This window comes from Burkholderia mycopellens (genome assembly GCF_964265025.1).
Classification (GTDB): Bacteria; Pseudomonadota; Gammaproteobacteria; order Burkholderiales; family Burkholderiaceae; genus Burkholderia.
Genome location: NZ_OZ183802.1, coordinates 451,278 through 468,169, shown reverse-complemented (window position 1 = coordinate 468,169; position 16,892 = coordinate 451,278). Strand labels below are relative to the sequence as shown.

Here is a 16,892-nt window from a genome sequence, read left to right as displayed (position 1 = left end):
CGTGCGACGCGCGCCGCGCCCTCCCCCGCGCGCAGGTCAGCTGGCGGCCGGTTCGACGGCGTCGCCGCCCGATGCCGCGGCTTCCGGCACGAAGAAGCGTTCGTTCAGCTCGGCAAGCCCGAACATCCCGAGGATCTCGTTCAACCGCTCGCCGGGCCGCCGGCGCGGCAGGTTCTTGTACTGCGCGATGATCAGCTCGTTCTTCATCGAATGCTCCCAGCCGACCAGTTCGGTCACGCTGACCTGGTAGCCGTGCGCTTCGAGCTGCAGGCAGCGCAGCACATTGGTGATCTGGCTGCCGAATTCGCGCGTATGCAGCGGATGCCGCCACACTTCCGTCAGCGCGTTCGCGAGCGACTTGCCCTTGTTCTTGCGCAGCACGCCCGCAACCTCTGCCTGGCAGCACGGCACGAGCACGATGTGCTGTGCGCGCTTCGCGAGCGCGAAGCGGATCGCGTCGTCGGTCGCCGTGTCGCACGCGTGCAGCGCGGTGACGACGTCGACCGTCTCAGGCAATTTCGGCGACGTGATCGAATCGGCAACCGACAGGTTCAGGAACGACATGCCGCCGAACCGGAGCCGCTCGGCAAGCTCGGCCGAGCGCGTGACCAGCTCCTCGCGGGTCTCGATCCCGTACACGTGCGACGCGAACGCCGGCGTGCCGTGCCCCGGCTGCTGCTTGAAGAACAGGTCGTACAGGATGAAGCCGAGATACGACTTGCCGGCGCCGTGATCGACGAGCGTCACGCTGCCGCGCTCGGCCTGCACGCCGGCGAGCAGCGGCTCGATGAACTGGAACAGGTGATAGACCTGCTTCAGCTTGCGGCGGCTGTCCTGGTTCAGCTTCCCGTCGCGGGTGAGGATGTGCAGTTCCTTCAGCAGCTCGACGGACTGCTCCGGGCGGATTTCGTGGGTCTTGTTCGACATCGTGAAGCGGCGCCGGGCCACGGTCGGTCGACCACGGCCCAGCGGCGGGAATTCGTGAGGAATGGCGGTAGTTTACCGAAAATGCGCGGTCAGGCTCGTGCGCCGAGCCGCCAGAGCGACGTGACCTCGGCCTGGCGGGCCGCGTGCAGCGGATCGTCGGCATCCATCGACTTCGGGTGCGCGGGGCGGATGTCGTCGCGGCCGAGCACGACGAGGCCCGCTTCGTCGATCCATTGCAGCAGCGTGTCGCGCGGCCTCAGGCCGAGATGCTCGGCGAAATCGGACAGGATCAGCCAGCCTTCGCCGCCCGGCTCGAGGTGCGCGGCGAGCCCCGCGAGGAAACCGCGCAGCATGCGGCTGTCCGGATCGTAGACCGCATATTCGATCGGTGCGCTCGGCCGGGCCGGCACCCACGGCGGGTTGCAGACCACGAGCGGCGCACGGCCGGCCGGAAACAGATCCGCCTCGACAACCTCGACACGGCTCGCGTGGCCAAGCCGAGCGACGTTCTCGCGCGCACAGGCGAGTGCCCGTGCGTCCTGATCGGTCGCAACGACACGCTCGACGCCGCGCGACGCAAGCACGGCCGCCAACACGCCGGTGCCCGTACCGATGTCGAACGCGAGCGACGTCGCCGGCAGCGTCGCGCGCGCGACGAGTTCGACGTATTCACCACGCACCGGCGAGAACACGCCGTAGTGCGGGTGGATCGGCGCGCCGCCGAGCGCCGGGATCGGCACGCCCTTCTTGCGCCATTCATGCGCGCCGACGAGGCCGAGCAGTTCGCGCAACGACACGACCGACGGCACGCCGCCGGGCCCGTACGCCTCTTCGCATGCGGCGCGCACGTCGGGCGCGCGGCGCAGCGGGATCGTGTAGTCGGCGTCGAGCGGGATCAGCAGCATGCCGAGCGTGCGGGCGCGCTGCGACTGCGCGAGACGATGCAGGTTGAATGCCTCGACGCCGGCCGCGGCTTTCGCCTTCTTCGGCTTGCGCTCGACACGGCGCGCCATCGCCTGCACGAGCTGGCGCGCATTCTGGAAGTCGCCCTGCCAGACGAGCGCGGTGCCCTCGCACGCAAGGCGGAAGGCCGCGTCGGCGGTGAGGCGGTCGTCGGCGGGCACCGCGCGCTTCGGCGGTTGCACGCCGGCTTCGGAGCGCCAGCGCACGGCATGATCGGCGCCATCGGCGTCGGTCCAGTGGAAAACAGGGAAATCGGTCACGCGAACTCGGTTACGGTTGGCTTCAACGGGCGGCGCGACCGGATTGCGGGCGCCGCGCGGCTCACACCATACCGCGCTTTGCCCTCGCGGCAAAGCGCGGGCGGCGGCGCACCGCCGCCCGGGACGCGCGCGTCAGGTCTCGTCGTCGAGCGCCGCGTCGGGCGCGTTCTGCTTCACCGACGCAATGCCGTTCTCGCGGCCCGCTTCGGCCTTGTACAGTTCGCTCGTGCCGATGATCTCGTGATTACCGGCCTTGAGGTTGAACATGAACTGGCCGTTGCTCGCGGTCTTGCGCTCGTAGCGCGCGTCGTCCGGCGCGTTCTTGCGCACCGACGCGACGCCGTTCTCCGCCGACGCCTTGGTCTTGTAGAGCTCGCTGCGCAGGATGATCTCGCCGTTGCCGGCCTTCAGGTGGAACAGGAACTGACCGTCGCTCGCTTTCTTGATGACGAATTTCGCTGCCATTGGGATCCCCCTCGGGTGAAAGTTCGTCCGGCCTTCCGGACCCGGCCAGTTTAAGCGCGATCCCGCCAGGAAAACGCAAGGCCGGCGCAATTCAATCGTCAGGAATCGTCAGGGCCGACACGCGCGCCGCTTGGACATGCATGACGCCGGCGTCCGCGCGGCGCGCGGGCTATCCGCCCCACCCCGGCATCGCGGGCAGGCGCAGCGTGCCTGCATCGTTGAAGTGCACGGTGCCGAGCACGCCGCCCGCGAGCCGGCCGCGCAGCGCATACGGCAGCTCGCCGTTCGCGGCCGCGCCGGGCAGGTTCCACGCCTGCCGCGCGGCAGCGAAGGCCGACACGGAAACCGGTACGTCGAGCACGGCCTCGCCGAAACGCGGCACGGTGCCCGAGCGATCGCTGACGCCGCTCGCGAACGGCGTGCCGTTCAGGTCGAGCGCGACCGAGATGCCGTCGTATTCGATCGGCGCGTCGTTCGGGTTCTGCACGCGCAGCTTCAGGCTGAAGCGCATCTCGAGGCCCTGCCCGACGAGCGGTTCGAGCCCGGCGACCGACACGCGCACCGGGTCGCGCGTCAGCCCCGCGCAACCACCGAGCAGGAGCACGGCGGCACACAGCAGCAGCACGGCGCGCAGCGGCGCGATACGGAACAGGGCTCGGGTCATGGGAAGGCCTCCTAGCGGCAATCGGTGAGCGAATCGTCGCTGCATTGTACCGAGCACGCCTGCGCACGCCGGGTTTCGTAGTTTTCGCAGTCGCGCGAGATCGTTAATAGATTAAAACTACGGAAATACCACCTGAACGGAAAGCACATTAATGCTTTCCAGCATTCAATGAAGCACGGCGAATTCAATAGATGCAATTTCTAAATTTTTCGTTTCCTTTACCCAAAACCATCAAGTATATTTACGCATCCTTCGAGCAAGCCGACAAACCTTGAAACCGCATGACGGTGATTTTACGGAACGGCGACACGCCTTCCTGCCATCCTGCGACCAGGCCCGGCCAGCCCCGTAGGTCGTCTGTTCAAGGGGATGGCGCGCCCGCGCAGGGCGTGCGGTTCCGTGTCGTGCGCGCGAAATCAATTCAGTACAACACGCGCCCGGCCATTTTGAACCGGCAAGTTAACCGACATCCGGAAATCCAGAGGGGGCAGTAAACCATGATTACCTTCACGTAGTCGGCCGCCGTCTTTTCGAATAATCCGTCATTGGCATTTTCATCGCTGTTGATTAGCGGCGAGGGGATTGCTTTTGCCGGCGTTTTCGCAGCACTGAACGATTCTTTCAACAATCGAGGTTTCAGTCATGTCGATCAACATTCGCAAGATGCGTTATCTGCCGATCGTCGCCGCGCTCGCGCTCGCCGGGTGCGGCGGCGACGACGGCGGCGCGGGCTCCGCTTCCGCGCTCAGCTCCGCCGGCGCGCCGCACTCGGGCTCGTCGCCCGCCGTCACCGCGCCGCCAAGCGCATCCAACGTCGACAAGAGCGTATCGCCTGTCGAGTTGCCGGATACCGTGGTACCCGTGAACTACCGGCTCTGGTTCCGCCCGAACGACGCGCTGAACGCGTTCGACGGCCGCGCCGACGTCGAAATCAAGGTGCTGAAGCCGGTCAACAACATCGTGATCGCCGGCCACCGGATCAAGTTCACGAACGGCCGCATCACGCTGCAGCCGGGCAACATCCAGCTGATCGCGACGCCGCAGGACAAGGGTGACTTCTATCAGCTGCGCCCCGTGAGCGGCACGATCTCGCCGGGCAACTATTCGCTGCACATGGAATGGTCGGGCATCATCAACTTCAAGTCGTATGACGATCCGGTCGCGAGGACCGGCGGCAGCTGCGGTAACGATCCGTATCCGGGCTGCTCGGCCGCGGAAGGCATCTTCCGCGTCGACCTGAAGGGCACCGACGGCAAGACGAGCGGCGCGATCCTCACGCAAGGCGAAACCAACCTGTCGCGCCAGTGGTTCCCCGGCTGGGACGAGCCGGCGTTCCGCCCGACCTATGAAGTGACGGCCGAAGTGCCGCAGAGCTGGCGGGTCGTGTCGAACGCGGCCGAGAAGCCGTCGACCAACGTCGGCGGCGGCTACAAGCTCGTGCAGTTCGAGAAGACCCCGCCGATGCCGTCGTACCTGCTGTTCTTCGGCGGCGGCCTGTTCGACACCTACGAGGACGACTTCACGAGCCCGCTGCCGGGCGGCAAGGGCGGCTTGCACCTGCGCGTGTTCACGCCGCCGGGCATGAGCGACTGGGCGAAGCCGGCGATGGACCGCACCAAGCAGGCGCTCGACTTCTACTACCGCTACACGGGCATTGCCCTGCCGCTCACGAAGTTCGACACGGTGGCCGCGAACGACGCGTTCAAGGAGCAGAAGGACCTGAACTTCGGCGGGATGGAGAACTGGGGGTCGATCCTCGAGTTCGCCGACGACATCCTGCCGCAGCCGGGCCAGCCGATGTCGCACTATGGGAACGAGGTGCTGACGCACGAAGTCGCGCACCAGTGGTTCGGCGATCTCGTCACGACCGACTGGTGGGACAACGTGTGGCTCAACGAGTCGTTCGCGACGTTCTTCGAGACGAAGACGACGATCCAGTTCTTCCCCGACGAGTTCAGCTGGCTCGACCAGGTGAAGAACAAGTACCGCGTGATCAATCGTGACATCGGCCCGAACGCGTTCCCGGTCGCGCCGAACTTCAACGGCTGGGCGTCGAACGACTTCGTGCTGAGCGCCAGCGCGTTCACGTACGACAAGGGCGGCCACGTGCTGAAGACGCTCGAGAACTATCTCGGCGAACAGACATTGCGTCGCGGCCTGCAGCAGTACCTGGTCGACTACTCGTTCGGCAACGGCACGCCGAAGCGCCTGTGGGATGCGCTGTCGAAGGAAAGCGGCCAGGCGATCGGCGCGATCGGCGACAGCTACGTCCGCCAGACCGGCGTGCCGCTGATCTCGCTCGACACGCAGTGCGACCTGACGAAGAACCAGACCGTCGTCACGCTGAAACAGCAGCCGTTCCCGAACAAGAACGCGTATCCGGGCCTGCAGTGGACGGTGCCGATCACGCTCGCGTACGGCCAGGGTCTCGCGAAACGCACGACGCTCGCGCTGAAGGATACGCAGACGCAAACGCGGATCGACGGTTGTTCGGGCGTGGTCGCCGACCCGAGCGGGCTCGACTACTACGTCGTGAACTACAGCGACGCGGCCTGGAGCGGGCTGCTCACGCAGGTCAACGGCTCGACCGATCCGGTCCTGCTCGCGAACCTGAAGAGCGAAGCCGCGCTGCTCGTCGCGAACAACCTCGCGCCCGCGTCGCGCTCGACGTCGATCGGCTCGGTCGCTTCGCCGGCCGCGATGAAGCTGCGCCAGACGCCGACCTTCGGCGGCATCGAGCCGGTGACGAAGGAACGCCCGGCCCTGCAATACCAGGGCATCTTCAAGCCGCGCAAGGTAGTGACGCAGTAACGGTGCGCATCCGGCCGGCGCCGCGCAGCCTGCGGCTGCCGGCCGGCGTACCGGCTTCTCCGACCTTTGACGGGCCTCGCATGCGAGGCCCTTTTTCATGCCCGGCGCCTTGATGTCCGGCATTCGGCCGGCCGCGCGGCGTGCCGGCCGCCGTCGCCGTCATGCCCACGCGGCATCCCACGCCGGCTGCGCGAACCAGGTTGCGAGAAACGCGACGAGCCGCGACGCGCGTGCGGCGCCGCGCGCGGGCTGGCGCAACACGTGGATCGTCGCCGGCTCGGGCGCCACCGCGAACTGCGGCAGCACCGCGCGCAAGCGTCCGTCGCGCAACGCGTCTGCGGCAAGCCAGGTCGGCAGGTGCGCGAGACCGAGCCCGTCGATCGCGGCTTCGAGCAACGCCTCCGAATGATTGCTGCGAAACCGCGGCTGCGCCGGCATGTGGCGGCGCTCGCCGAAGCGCCACGCGCCCGGCGGCGGCGCACCGTGCCATGCCAGGCAGTCGTGGCCAGCGAGCGCGTCGGGCGACTCGGGCTCGCCGCGCCGCGCGAGATACGCCGGGCTCGCGCACAGCACGCGCCGCTGCGGCGCCAGCACGGTCGCGACGAAGCGCGTGTCCTCGAGCGGGCCGATGCGCACCGCGAGATCGACGTCGGAACCGAGCCGCGCGCCCTGCAGGTCGACCATGGAGTCGGTCAGCACCAGGTCGACCTGCAACGCCGGATGACGCTGCATGAACGCAGCCAGCGCGGCCATCAGGTGGCGGCGGCCGAACGGCGCCGGGCAGTCGACGCGCAGCAGCCCGCTCGGCTCGTCATGCTGGCTGTGCAGGTCCTCCTGCAGGCCGCGCAGCTCGGCCAGCATCCGCGTCGCGCGCCCGTACAGCAGCTGTCCGGCCTCGGTCGGCCGCAGCGCATGCGTGGTGCGATGCAGGAGACGGATGCCGAGCTGCGTCTCGAGCCGGTCGATGCGCCGCGTGACCGACGACGCGGCGACGCCCAGCCGGCGTGCGGCCGCCGAGAAGCTCTGCTGGTCGACCACGTCGACGAACAGCGCCAGATGCGGGGAAAGAAAGTCGTCCATTCAGTGCCTTCCGATTTGGCTATGCGTCTATCGCAAAACAATCATCCGCCTTTGCACGTTTCCGCGTCAAACCGGGACGACTAGACTGCATTCATCCTTTTCAACCGCTGCACGCCCCGCCGGGCCGCGCGACAGCCATCCGCCACGGAGATCATCATGCGCAGCATCCGCTTCGACGCCCCCGCCGCCGACATCGAGTCGCTCGACGCGCGGGTCAGGGAAATCGACACGCCCGTCCCGGCCGACGGCCAGATGCTGATCGAGGTGCGCGCGGCCGGCGTGAACCCGAGCGACGTGAAGGCCGCGCTCGGCCGCATGCCGCACGCGGTGTGGCCGCGCACGCCCGGGCGCGACTGGGCCGGCATCGTGCGCAGTGGCCCGGACGGCTGGATCGGCGCGCCGGTGTGGGGTTCGGGTGGCGATCTCGGCGTGCATCGCGACGGCTCGCACGCGGAGTGGCTCGTGCTCGACGCGGCCCTGGTGCGTCGCAAGCCCGCCGTGCTGACGCTCGACGAGGCGGCCGGCGTCGGCGTGCCGTTCGTCACCGCATACGAGGGCTTGCGCCGCGCCGGCATGCCGACGGCCGGCGACGTCGTGCTCGTGTTCGGCGCGAACGGGAAGGTCGGCCAGGCCGCGATCCAGCTCGCGACCGCGCACGGCGCGACCGTGATCGGCGTCGAGCGCAGCGCCGGCGGTTACCGCGGCCACGCATCGGGCGACGTGCGCATGATCGATGCGTCGAAGGAATCGGTGGCCGACGCAGTGCGCGCGGCAACCGGCGGCCACGGCGCGGACATCGTCTACAACACGGTCGGCAGCCCGTACTTCGAAGCGGCGAACGCGTCGATGGCGATCGGTGCCCGGCAGATCTTCATCTCGACGATCGACCGCAGCGTGCCGTTCGACATCTTCGCGTTCTATCGCGGCCAGCACACGTTCGTGGGCGTCGATTCGCTACAGCTCGGCGGTACCACGGTCGCGCAGATCCTCGACACGCTCGCACCCGGCTTCGGCAACGGCACGCTGCGCCCGTTCCCGATCGGCGACGACTACGTCTACCCGCTCGAGCGCGCACACGACGCGTATCGCGCGGTGCTGGCCGGTGCACGCGAGCGCGTCATCCTCAAGCCCTGACACCGGACCACACGGGAGACCGCCATGATGGATTACGTGATTTCGCTCGCGGTGGGCCTCGGCGTCGGCGTGCTGTACGCGCTGCTGCACGTGCGCTCGCCGGCCCCGCCGCTCGTCGCGCTCGTGGGCCTGCTCGGGATGGTGATCGGCGAACGCGCGATCGCGCTGCTGCGCTGACGAGTCGATCCGGCGCCGGCGGCCCTAACGGTCGTCGCGCCGGCGGAACGCCCACCACGCGGCGAGCCCCGTGAAACCCGCGACGAGCAGCACCATCAGCCAGAAGCCGTGCTTGTTCTCCGAGAACGGCACGCCGCCGACGTTCATCCCGAAGAAGCCGGCGACGATGTTGATCGGCAGCGCGATCACGGTCACGAGCGTCAGCGTGAACAGCGTCCGGTTGTTCTGCTCGTCAAGACGCGAACCGATCTCTTCCTGCAGCAGCTTGATCCGCTCGTTGAGCCCCGCCAGATCGGCCAGCACCAGCGAGAACTCCTCGGTCGATTCGCGCAGCTCCTGCACGTCTTCCAGATGCAGCCACGCAGGCGGTTTCGCGAGCAGCCGGAAGATCGACCCGGGCTCGGGCGCGAGCATGCGCTGCAGGCGCGTCAGCGTGCGGCGCATCGCGCCGAGTTCGATGCGGCTCGACGTGAGCCGCATCGACAGGAAGCGATCCTCGATGCGGTCGACGTCGACGCTCGTGCGCCGCATGATCTGGATCAGCAGGTCGGCCTGGTCGCGCAGCAGGTGCACGAGCAGCTCGGCGGGCGACCTGAACGGCTCGCCGTCGCGCACGCACGCGCGCAGCGTGTCGACCGAGCGCAGCGGCTTGAGCCGCGCGGTGACCATGATGCGCCGCTCGACGTGGACGAACAGCGTCGCGATCTCCGACGGCGTCAGTTCGAGGTTGAACATCACGTCGTTGACGATCGCGCGCAACGCGCCGTCTTCCTGCTCGATGCGCGTCGAGCGCGAGCCTTCGTGGAGGAATTCGAAGAAGCTGTCGGGCAGCCCGAGATGCGTGCGCATCCAGCGCTCGCTCGCGCCGTGCGCGAGATTGAAGTGCAGCCAGACGAAATCGTCCGACGCGACATCGTGCTCGCGGCACGCGCGCAGCCACGCGGCAGCCGCGTCCGCATCGAGCGTCGCGCCGGATCCGCCCGGCACGAAGCGGAATCCGCACACCATGCCGGACGTATCGGCGCCGTAAGTCTGTACGATCAGGTCCATCGTGTCGAAGGTCGTGCGGCGCACGGCGCGCCGCGCAAAGCAGGCCGCGCGCCCGCGCCGGAAAAGGAAAGGAAACGTATGCCCGACGGGCATGACGCGCCGGTGACAGCGTCACGCCGCATCATGCCGGCCGATTCCGCGCCCCGAATGCAAAGCGCCGCCCAACGGGCGGCGCAGGTGCGGCGGGTCGACACGCGCGAGACGCGTTACTGCCGCGTCTCCGACTGCGCGGCGCTCGGGCACGCGGGATCCTTGCCCCAGTGACCCTCGCAGACGCGCCAGCGGCACAGTTGATCCTCGAAGAAACCGCGCTCCGAACACTCCTTCACGCGCGACGCCAGCGAGCCGGTCGTCGCGGCCGTCTTGGTCGGCACCGCCTGCGCCTTCTGCGCGGCGAGTTTCTTGTCGGCCGGTTTCGTGCGCGCGACGAGCGCCGCGAGCAGATCCGCATCCGGATCGTCCTTCCCGCCCGCCTTCGCAGTGCGGGTCGGCGTCGCATCGCGATGCTTCTTCGCCTGCGCGAGCTCGGCCTGCTGTTCCTTGTGATGCTTGCGGGCCTCGGCCTTTGCATCGGCCTTCGTGTCGGTCTTGCCATGCGCGGCGACCTTCGCGCCCTTCGCGGCGTCGGCCTTCGCGGTCTTGGTCGTCGCGGCAGCCGCAGCGGCGGCGGCCGTGGCCGCGCCCGATGCGTCGTCGGCGCCATTGGCGAGCGCACGCGACAGGCGGCTGTTGTCCGCGGCTGATGCGGACGATGCGGATGCAACGGTTCGGGAAGCTGCGTCGTCGTTGACGATCGTGGCCGGTAGCGCGGCGGATGCGGCGGATGCGGCATTCTGCGCGACCTGCACGGCGGCGTCGCTGGCCGCCGCGGCCTTCGCCGGGGCGGCTGCGGCAGGCGCGGCCTCGGCCGTGACGGCGGCGGCCTGCCCGCCCGAATGCTGCATGCGCCACGCGCCCCAGCCACCGACGGCAACCACCAGGGCCACGACGGCGGCGATCGGCGCCTTCAGCGAACGGCGCGGCGGTTCGGCCGGCGGCGTGACACGTCCTTCCAGATTCGCGAGAATGCGCGACTGCTGAGCTCCGTTGCCTGCCGGTTTGGTATCGGACAGCAGGCTGGGCGGAGATTTCGAATTTGAATTTTCCGGCGCACTCATTCAGCGTCTCATTGAATCCTAGTTTAATTCACCGCGATAATATAGCCCAGCCTCTCGAAGCAGCCTGATTCTAAGAGCAAGCATTGCAAAACACAATCAATTCCAATTTCCGGGGATTTCTTTGATTGCCGTCGCACTCGTCGCCTATTTCGCCCTTGCCGTAGCCGTTGCGGCACTGTTGCTTTTACCGGGTATCCGCGCGACCGTTTTCGAATCCGTCACGCAGTTTCACGGCCGCCTGACGCGCCGTGCGAACGATCGCGCCGCACGTACGCGAAGTCAGATTGTTAAATCGGCAAGCGCTACGCGCGGCGCTTTAAACGATGTGCAAAATTTACTGATTCGGCGACGCTTGATGATTGTGGTATCGGCAGGTATTCTTGCGACGCCGCCATTGGTCGCCATTGCGTTACGCGGCCGGCAATTGTTCCAGTACGACGACACGGCGCGCGTGCCCGACGAGAAGATCGCCGCGCTGCTGCAGGGCGAACAACTCGTGCCGCCCCCGCCGCTGCCGCCGGAAGTCTTTGCTACCAAGGAAGTCGAACAGGTACGCCCGGCGCTGAAGGATGCGAGCCGAGACTGGAACCTGCTGGATCCGGATTTCCGTACGCGTTTGCTGCTGGTCTACAAGATCATGCACGAACAATATGGTTATGAAATGGCGTTGCTGGAAGGTTACCGGAGCCCGGAACGGCAGAACCGGCTGGCGCAGATGGGCGGTAGCGTGACCAACGCGGCAGCCTTCCAGAGTTATCACCAATTCGGGCTGGCGGCCGACAATGCATTCCTGCGCGACGGCAAGCTGGTCATTTCCGAGAAAGATCCGTGGGCGATGCGCGGCTACCAGTTGTATGGCCAGGTCGCCGAACAGGTTGGCCTGACCTGGGGGGGCCGCTGGAAAATGATGGATCTTGGGCACGTGGAATACCATAAACCCGGTTTTAAACTGGGACGCGGCAGCTAGCCAGGGCTGCCGGACAGGAAATAATGAGGGCGGCATGGGGCTTTTTAATATCCCGGCAGGAAACGATATGGGCGGCGCAAAAAATCATGCATTCCGGTGCGCGATTTTTTCCGGCCGCCGCTTCCGTTTTAAATCTCACAGCGTCCTTTCGTTAATGCGCGCGCCTTCTCCGATGCCGCGGGCGCTTTGATGCCAGCCCCCTTCATCCCGCTTGACAGCATGGCGACACATCGCGGCGCCACCCTTACCGCTCGGCGCGCCTGCGTCGCCTCACCGAATCGCACCGGAACCTGAACGTCCTATGCAACGCATCCTCAACGTGCTGACTCATCCGCGTACGCTCTCGATCGTCGGGATCGTCGCGCTAGCGGCCATTCTCTTCATCGTCGCCGACATGCTGCAGCTGCCGCTCCTGTGGGCGGCGATCGCGTTCGCGGCGATCCTCGCGCTGTGGCTCGTCGTCGCGCTGTGGCGCCGCTGGCGCGTGAAGCGCGCGAACCAGCAGCTCGGGCAGGTGCTGGAAGAGCAGGCGGAAACCGGCAAGATCGCCGCGCCCGCCGCCGCCGCGCTCGCCCCCGACGCGAAGACGGCCGACCTCGACGTGCTGCGCACGCGCCTGTCGGACGCGGTGAAGACGATCAAGACGTCGAAGATCGGCCAGGTGTCGGGCGGCTCCGCGTTGTACGAACTGCCGTGGTACATCGTCATCGGCAACCCGGCCGCGGGCAAGAGCAGCGCCGTGCTCAATTCCGGCCTGCAGTTCCCGTTCGCCGACAAGAACAGCGCGGTGATCCACGGCATCGGCGGTACGCGTAACTGCGACTGGTTCTTCACGACCGAGGGGATCCTGCTCGACACGGCCGGCCGCTATTCGGTGCACGAGGAAGACCGCAGCGAGTGGCTCGGCTTCCTCGGCCTGCTCAAGCGCTATCGCCCGAAGGCGCCGATCAACGGCATCATCGTCACGGCCAGCATCGCCGAACTCACCGGCAACCGCCCCGAATTCGCGATCAACCTCGCGAAGAACCTCCGTCAGCGCGTTCAGGAGCTGACCGAGAAGCTCGAAGTGTTCGCGCCGGTCTACGTGATGTTCACGAAGGCCGACCTGATCACCGGCTTCACCGAATTCTTCAGCAGCAGCGACAAGCACGAGTACGACCGCGTGTGGGGCGCCACCCTGCCCTACGAGCCCGACGACAAGCGCGACGTCGTCGCGCAGTTCGACACGCACTTCGAGGAACTCTACGAAGGGCTGAAGGAAATCAGCGTCGCGCAGCTGTCGCTGTCGCGCGGCAACCAGCTGTCGCCGGGCCAGTTGAGCTTCCCGCTCGAATTCTCGACGATCAAGCCGTCGCTGCGCGCGTTCCTCGCGACGCTGTTCGAGAACAACCCGTTCCAGTACAAGCCGATCTTCCGCGGCTTCTACTTCACCAGCGCGCTGCAGGAAGGCGAAACCAACAGCGCGGCCGCGCAGCGCATCGCGCATCGCTTCGGCCTCGACGGCACCGCGCTGCCGAAACCGCACAGCGCGTTCTCGAAGAACGGCTTCTTCCTGCGCGACCTGTTCTCGAAGGTGATCTTCGCGGACCGCCAGACTGTGCGGCAGTTCGCGAGCCCGACCAAGACGCGGCTGCGCTACGCGACCTTCTTCGGCTTCGTCGCGGCGCTCGCGCTCGCGCTCGGCGGCTGGACCTGGTCGACGATCGGCAACCAGCAGCTCGTCGCGAACGTGCAGGCCGACCTCGACAACGTCACGCGGCTGCAGCAGGGCCGCAACGACCTGCAGTCGCGCCTGCAGGCGATGGACATCCTCGAGGACCGGATCGAGCAGCTCGAGCAGTTCCGCCGCGACAAGCCGGTTTCGGTGTCGCTCGGCCTGTACCAGGGCGATCGTCTCGAGCAGCACCTGCTGACCGAGTATTACAACGGCGTGCGCCAGATCCTGCTGGCCCCGGTGTCGCAGAACCTCGCATCGTTCATGAAGGACGTGAACGCGCACCCCGAGCAGCTCGTGCCGATGACGCGCCCGCCCGAATCGGGTGCCGTGCAGGGTGGCGCGATTCCGGTTTCGACGAATGCGGCAGGCGCCGCGCCGCAAGCCGGCGCCGCCCTGGCCGCATCCGGCACCGCGCCGGCCGCAGCCGCGCCACAGCCGGCCGCACCGCAGGGCGGCCTCTACAGCGACGCGTCGCCGACCAACGTGCAGGACGCGTACAACGCGCTCAAGACGTACCTGATGCTGTCCGACAAGCGTCACGTCGAGCAGGCGCACCTGACCGACCAGCTCGCCCGCTTCTGGCGCGGCTGGCTCGAGACGAATCGCGGCAACATGCCGCGTGACGAGATGATCAAGAGCGCGGAACGCATGATCTCGTTCTACCTGTCGCGCGTGAATGACGACGACTGGCCGATGATCGACGCGAACCTCGCGCTCGTCGACCAGACCCGCGAGAACCTGCGCCGCGTGGTGCGCGGCATGCCGGCCCGCCAGCGCGTGTACGAGGAAATCAAGGCGCGCGCATCGACCCGCTTCGCACCGATGACCATCGCGCGCATCGTCGGCGACGGCAACCAGGGCCTCGTGGCAGGCAGCTACGCGATTCCGGGCACGTTCACGCGCGAAGCATGGTTCGACTACGTGCAGCCGGCGATCCGCGACGCGGCGACCAAGGAACTGCAGGCGAAGGACTGGGTGCTGAACACGTCGACGCAGGACGACCTGACGCTCGAGGGCAGCCCCGAGCAGATCCAGAAGACGCTCGTCGGCATGTACAAGACCGAGTACGCGCAGCACTGGCAGAAGTTCATGCAGGGCATCGCGGTGCAGGGCTTCAGCAGCTTCGGCCAGGCCGTCGACGGGATGAACCGCCTCGGCGACCCGCAGGATTCGCCGATCCGCAAGATCCTCGAGACCGCGTACGACCAGACGTCGTGGGACAACCCGTCGCTCGCGAACGTGACGATCAAGAAGGCGCAGACGGGCGTCGTGAACTGGGTCAAGCAACTGTTCTCGCGCTCGCAGGCCGGCCAGGTGGCGGCCGCCAACATCGACATCAACGGCAATCCGGCCGAGGTGCCGATGGGTCCGATCGGCCAGGAGTTCATCGGGCTCGCGCGGATCGTCGCGACGCACGACGGCACGTCGATGCTCAAGAGCTACATGGATTCGCTGTCGAAGGTCCGCACGCGCTTCAACGTGATCAAGAACCAGGGCGACCCGGGCCCGGGCGCGCGCCAACTGATGCAGCAGACGCTCGACGGCAACGGTTCGGAACTCGCCGATTCGCTGAAGCTCGTCGACGAGCAGATGCTGACGGGCCTCACCGATTCGCAACGCAAGTCGCTGCGTCCGCTGCTGGTGCGGCCGCTGATGCAGGCGTTCGCGGTCGTGATCCAGCCGGCCAGCGCCGAAGTCAACAAGGTGTGGAACGCGCAGGTCTACCAGCCGTTCCAGAACTCGCTCGCGACGAAGTACCCGTTCGCGGCGAGCGCGAAGGTCGAGGCCGGCGCCGGTGAAATCGCGCAGGTGTTCGGTCCGGACGGTTCGATCGCGAAGTTCGTCGGCACGACGCTCGGGCCGCTCGCGGTGCGCCGCGGCGACACCCTCGCCGCCCGCACGTGGGGCGACATGGGCATCGGCCTCACGCCGGACTTCACGAACGGCTTCGCGCGCTGGGTCGCGCCGCTCGCGGGCGGTGCGGCAGGCAGCGCGGCCGCGTCGTCCGAACCGCAGACCGTGTTCCAGATCCTGCCGCAGCCGAGCACGGGCACGACGGAATACACGATCGCGATCGACGGCCAGCAGCTGCGCTACCGCAACACGCCGCCGCAGTGGACCAACTTCGTGTGGCCGAACCCGCAGGGCTCGCCGGGCGCGACGCTGTCCGCGACGACCTTCGACGGCCGCACGGTGCAGCTCGTCAACGAGCCGGGCCGCTACGGTCTCGAGAAGCTGATCAACTCGGCGCAGCGCAAGCGCCGTCCGGACGGCACCTTCGACCTGACGTGGGCGCAGGGCAGCGTGAACGTGTCGGTAACGATGCGCATCATCAGCACGTCGCAACCGTCCGGCGGTGGCGGTGACCAGCCGCAGCAGCAGAGCCTGCGCGGCCTGCAGCTGCCGTCGTCGGTCGCCGACGCGAGCGCGGGCGCCGCGCTGAACGCGACCCAGTCCACCGGCACGGGCACGCCGGCCGCAGCGCCGGCCGTCGCGGCCGCCAACGCAACGAATGCCCAGGGGGCGCAATGACGCAAACCGTACAGGCGCAGATCGCCTACTTCGGCAAGATTCCGTCGCGCGGCGACTTCGTGAAGAGCCCGCACAACCCGCAGTTGCTGCAGACGCTCGACCGCTGGATCGCGCAGGCGCTCGAACTGCTCGCGGAAGATCCGCGCTGGAAGCTCGTCTACGAGGATGCGAAGCCGATGCATTTCGCATTCCTCGGCTCGCGCAGCAAGCTCGCGATCGCGGGCCACATGGTCGCGAGCCACGACGTATCGATGCGCCGCTTCCCGTTCCTCGGCGCAACCGCGCTCGAGGTCGACCGGCCGCTCGCGTTCCTCGCGCGCAGCCCGCTCGCGTTCGCGCGGCTGTGGTCGCGCGTCGCCACGCAGATCCCGCCGCTGCTCGGCAAGGAAGAACCGCCCGGCGCGCTGCAGGCGCTCGGCGACACGCAGGTGCCGATCGACGTCGGCGGCCCCGGCACGTCGCATGACGGCACCTTCAACGATTTCGTCGAACACCAGTCGCTGCACGGCCTCCAGGAAATGCTGCTCGAAAGCGGTCACCCCGTGCGGCTGCGCGGCGCGATGCTCGCGCTCGGCTCGCTGCTGCGGCCGGTGATGCAGAGCGGCTCGTCGCATATCGAGCGCGGCCTCACGCTGCCGCTGCCGGTCGATCCGTTCTACCGCAGCCTCGTCGCCGCGTTCTGGCTCGAACTGATCGCGCCGTTCGTCGCGCAGGCCGACTTCGAGCTCGCGATCTTCATCGGCACGATCGCCGAGCGCGAACGGCTCATCATCGGCTTCAACGGCGCGTCGGCAAAAACCCTGCTGAGCGTCGTCGACCCGCAGACCTACGCCGCCCACAACATCGACATCGACGATCCCGAGTGGATCGACGCCCATGCGCAAAACGATCACCAGATCAGCAAACTCGTCAGCTACCTCGACCAACCGCAACTCTCGCTGCGCGTCGCCATCGACGCGTTCCGCGAAGCGTTCATCGGAGGCTGACG

The 16,892-nt window shown here is 67.4% G+C and carries 13 protein-coding genes; 6 read left to right on the top strand and 7 right to left on the bottom strand.

Annotated features, from left to right (window positions below; all coding sequences use genetic code 11):
• Window positions 1–36: 36 nt before the first annotated feature.
• The 4 genes from ACPTTC_RS02265 to ACPTTC_RS02250 form a co-directional block, all read right to left on the bottom strand.
• Complete coding sequence (locus ACPTTC_RS02265; protein ID WP_423391413.1) at window positions 37–927, bottom strand: class I SAM-dependent methyltransferase; 891 nt, start codon at window positions 925–927, stop codon at window positions 37–39.
• A gap of 89 nt (window positions 928–1,016) precedes the next feature.
• The gene (locus tag ACPTTC_RS02260; RefSeq protein WP_423391412.1) at window positions 1,017–2,150 is read right to left on the bottom strand and encodes a methyltransferase; all 1,134 of its coding nucleotides are present in this window, start codon (window positions 2,148–2,150) and stop codon (window positions 1,017–1,019) included.
• Between the two features lie 132 nt (window positions 2,151–2,282).
• Window positions 2,283–2,615, bottom strand: coding sequence for a YegP family protein (locus ACPTTC_RS02255; protein ID WP_034183695.1), 333 nt, complete (start codon window positions 2,613–2,615; stop codon window positions 2,283–2,285).
• 169 nt (window positions 2,616–2,784) lie between these two features.
• Window positions 2,785–3,279, bottom strand: a complete 495-nt coding sequence (locus ACPTTC_RS02250) for an LEA type 2 family protein (RefSeq protein ID WP_423391411.1) — start codon at window positions 3,277–3,279, stop codon at window positions 2,785–2,787.
• 642 nt (window positions 3,280–3,921) lie between these two features.
• On the opposite strand from ACPTTC_RS02250, the gene ACPTTC_RS02245 reads away from it, so the two are divergent.
• Window positions 3,922–6,090: a M1 family metallopeptidase gene (locus ACPTTC_RS02245; protein ID WP_175957685.1), complete on the top strand. Its 2,169-nt coding sequence runs from the start codon at window positions 3,922–3,924 to the stop codon at window positions 6,088–6,090.
• A 159-nt stretch (window positions 6,091–6,249) separates the two neighbouring features.
• On the opposite strand, the gene ACPTTC_RS02240 is transcribed toward ACPTTC_RS02245, so the two are convergent.
• Window positions 6,250–7,170 (bottom strand): LysR family transcriptional regulator, encoded by a 921-nt coding sequence (locus ACPTTC_RS02240; protein WP_423391410.1) that lies wholly within the window; start codon window positions 7,168–7,170, stop codon window positions 6,250–6,252.
• Between the two features lie 156 nt (window positions 7,171–7,326).
• Between ACPTTC_RS02240 and ACPTTC_RS02235 the strand changes: the two genes are divergently transcribed.
• Together ACPTTC_RS02235 and ACPTTC_RS02230 are read left to right on the top strand one after the other, a co-directional pair.
• Entirely contained in the window at window positions 7,327–8,304 is a 978-nt protein-coding gene (locus ACPTTC_RS02235; protein ID WP_175957683.1) for a quinone oxidoreductase family protein, read from the top strand.
• Between the two features lie 24 nt (window positions 8,305–8,328).
• A complete protein-coding gene (locus tag ACPTTC_RS02230; protein ID WP_122944340.1) occupies window positions 8,329–8,481 on the top strand; it encodes a DUF1427 family protein in 153 nt (50 codons plus the stop codon).
• A 24-nt stretch (window positions 8,482–8,505) separates the two neighbouring features.
• On the opposite strand, the gene ACPTTC_RS02225 is transcribed toward ACPTTC_RS02230, so the two are convergent.
• A complete protein-coding gene (locus ACPTTC_RS02225) occupies window positions 8,506–9,531 on the bottom strand; it encodes a transporter (protein ID WP_226200929.1) in 1,026 nt (341 codons plus the stop codon).
• A 206-nt stretch (window positions 9,532–9,737) separates the two neighbouring features.
• Window positions 9,738–10,688 (bottom strand): phage tail protein, encoded by a 951-nt coding sequence (locus ACPTTC_RS02220; protein ID WP_423391409.1) that lies wholly within the window; start codon window positions 10,686–10,688, stop codon window positions 9,738–9,740.
• Between the two features lie 121 nt (window positions 10,689–10,809).
• On the opposite strand from ACPTTC_RS02220, the gene ACPTTC_RS02215 reads away from it, so the two are divergent.
• From ACPTTC_RS02215 to tagF, 3 genes are all read left to right on the top strand, one after another.
• Window positions 10,810–11,655: a M15 family metallopeptidase gene (locus tag ACPTTC_RS02215; RefSeq protein WP_175957680.1), complete on the top strand. Its 846-nt coding sequence runs from the start codon at window positions 10,810–10,812 to the stop codon at window positions 11,653–11,655.
• Window positions 11,656–11,956: 301 nt separating this feature from the next.
• Window positions 11,957–15,904: a type VI secretion system membrane subunit TssM gene (gene tssM, locus ACPTTC_RS02210; protein ID WP_423391408.1), complete on the top strand. Its 3,948-nt coding sequence runs from the start codon at window positions 11,957–11,959 to the stop codon at window positions 15,902–15,904.
• On the top strand, window positions 15,901–16,890 hold the full coding sequence (tagF, locus tag ACPTTC_RS02205) for a type VI secretion system-associated protein TagF (protein WP_175957678.1): 990 nt from the start codon (window positions 15,901–15,903) through the stop codon (window positions 16,888–16,890). The genes tssM and tagF overlap by 4 nt, the downstream gene beginning before the upstream one ends.
• Window positions 16,891–16,892 lie beyond the last annotated feature (2 nt).

What these genes read in the sequence shown, in the direction of transcription:
- tagF (WP_175957678.1), top strand. Translation starts at nt 15,901, where the DNA reads ATGACGCAAACCGTACAGGCGCAGATCGCCTACTTCGGCAAGATTCCG.
- ACPTTC_RS02255 (WP_034183695.1), bottom strand. Translation starts at nt 2,615, where the DNA reads ATGGCAGCGAAATTCGTCATCAAGAAAGCGAGCGACGGTCAGTTCCTG.
- ACPTTC_RS02240 (WP_423391410.1), bottom strand. Translation starts at nt 7,170, where the DNA reads ATGGACGACTTTCTTTCCCCGCATCTGGCGCTGTTCGTCGACGTGGTC.
- ACPTTC_RS02250 (WP_423391411.1), bottom strand. Translation starts at nt 3,279, where the DNA reads ATGACCCGAGCCCTGTTCCGTATCGCGCCGCTGCGCGCCGTGCTGCTG.
- tssM (WP_423391408.1), top strand. Translation starts at nt 11,957, where the DNA reads ATGCAACGCATCCTCAACGTGCTGACTCATCCGCGTACGCTCTCGATC.
- ACPTTC_RS02245 (WP_175957685.1), top strand. Translation starts at nt 3,922, where the DNA reads ATGTCGATCAACATTCGCAAGATGCGTTATCTGCCGATCGTCGCCGCG.
- ACPTTC_RS02225 (WP_226200929.1), bottom strand. Translation starts at nt 9,531, where the DNA reads ATGGACCTGATCGTACAGACTTACGGCGCCGATACGTCCGGCATGGTG.
- ACPTTC_RS02230 (WP_122944340.1), top strand. Translation starts at nt 8,329, where the DNA reads ATGATGGATTACGTGATTTCGCTCGCGGTGGGCCTCGGCGTCGGCGTG.
- ACPTTC_RS02235 (WP_175957683.1), top strand. Translation starts at nt 7,327, where the DNA reads ATGCGCAGCATCCGCTTCGACGCCCCCGCCGCCGACATCGAGTCGCTC.
- ACPTTC_RS02265 (WP_423391413.1), bottom strand. Translation starts at nt 927, where the DNA reads ATGTCGAACAAGACCCACGAAATCCGCCCGGAGCAGTCCGTCGAGCTG.
- ACPTTC_RS02220 (WP_423391409.1), bottom strand. Translation starts at nt 10,688, where the DNA reads ATGAGTGCGCCGGAAAATTCAAATTCGAAATCTCCGCCCAGCCTGCTG.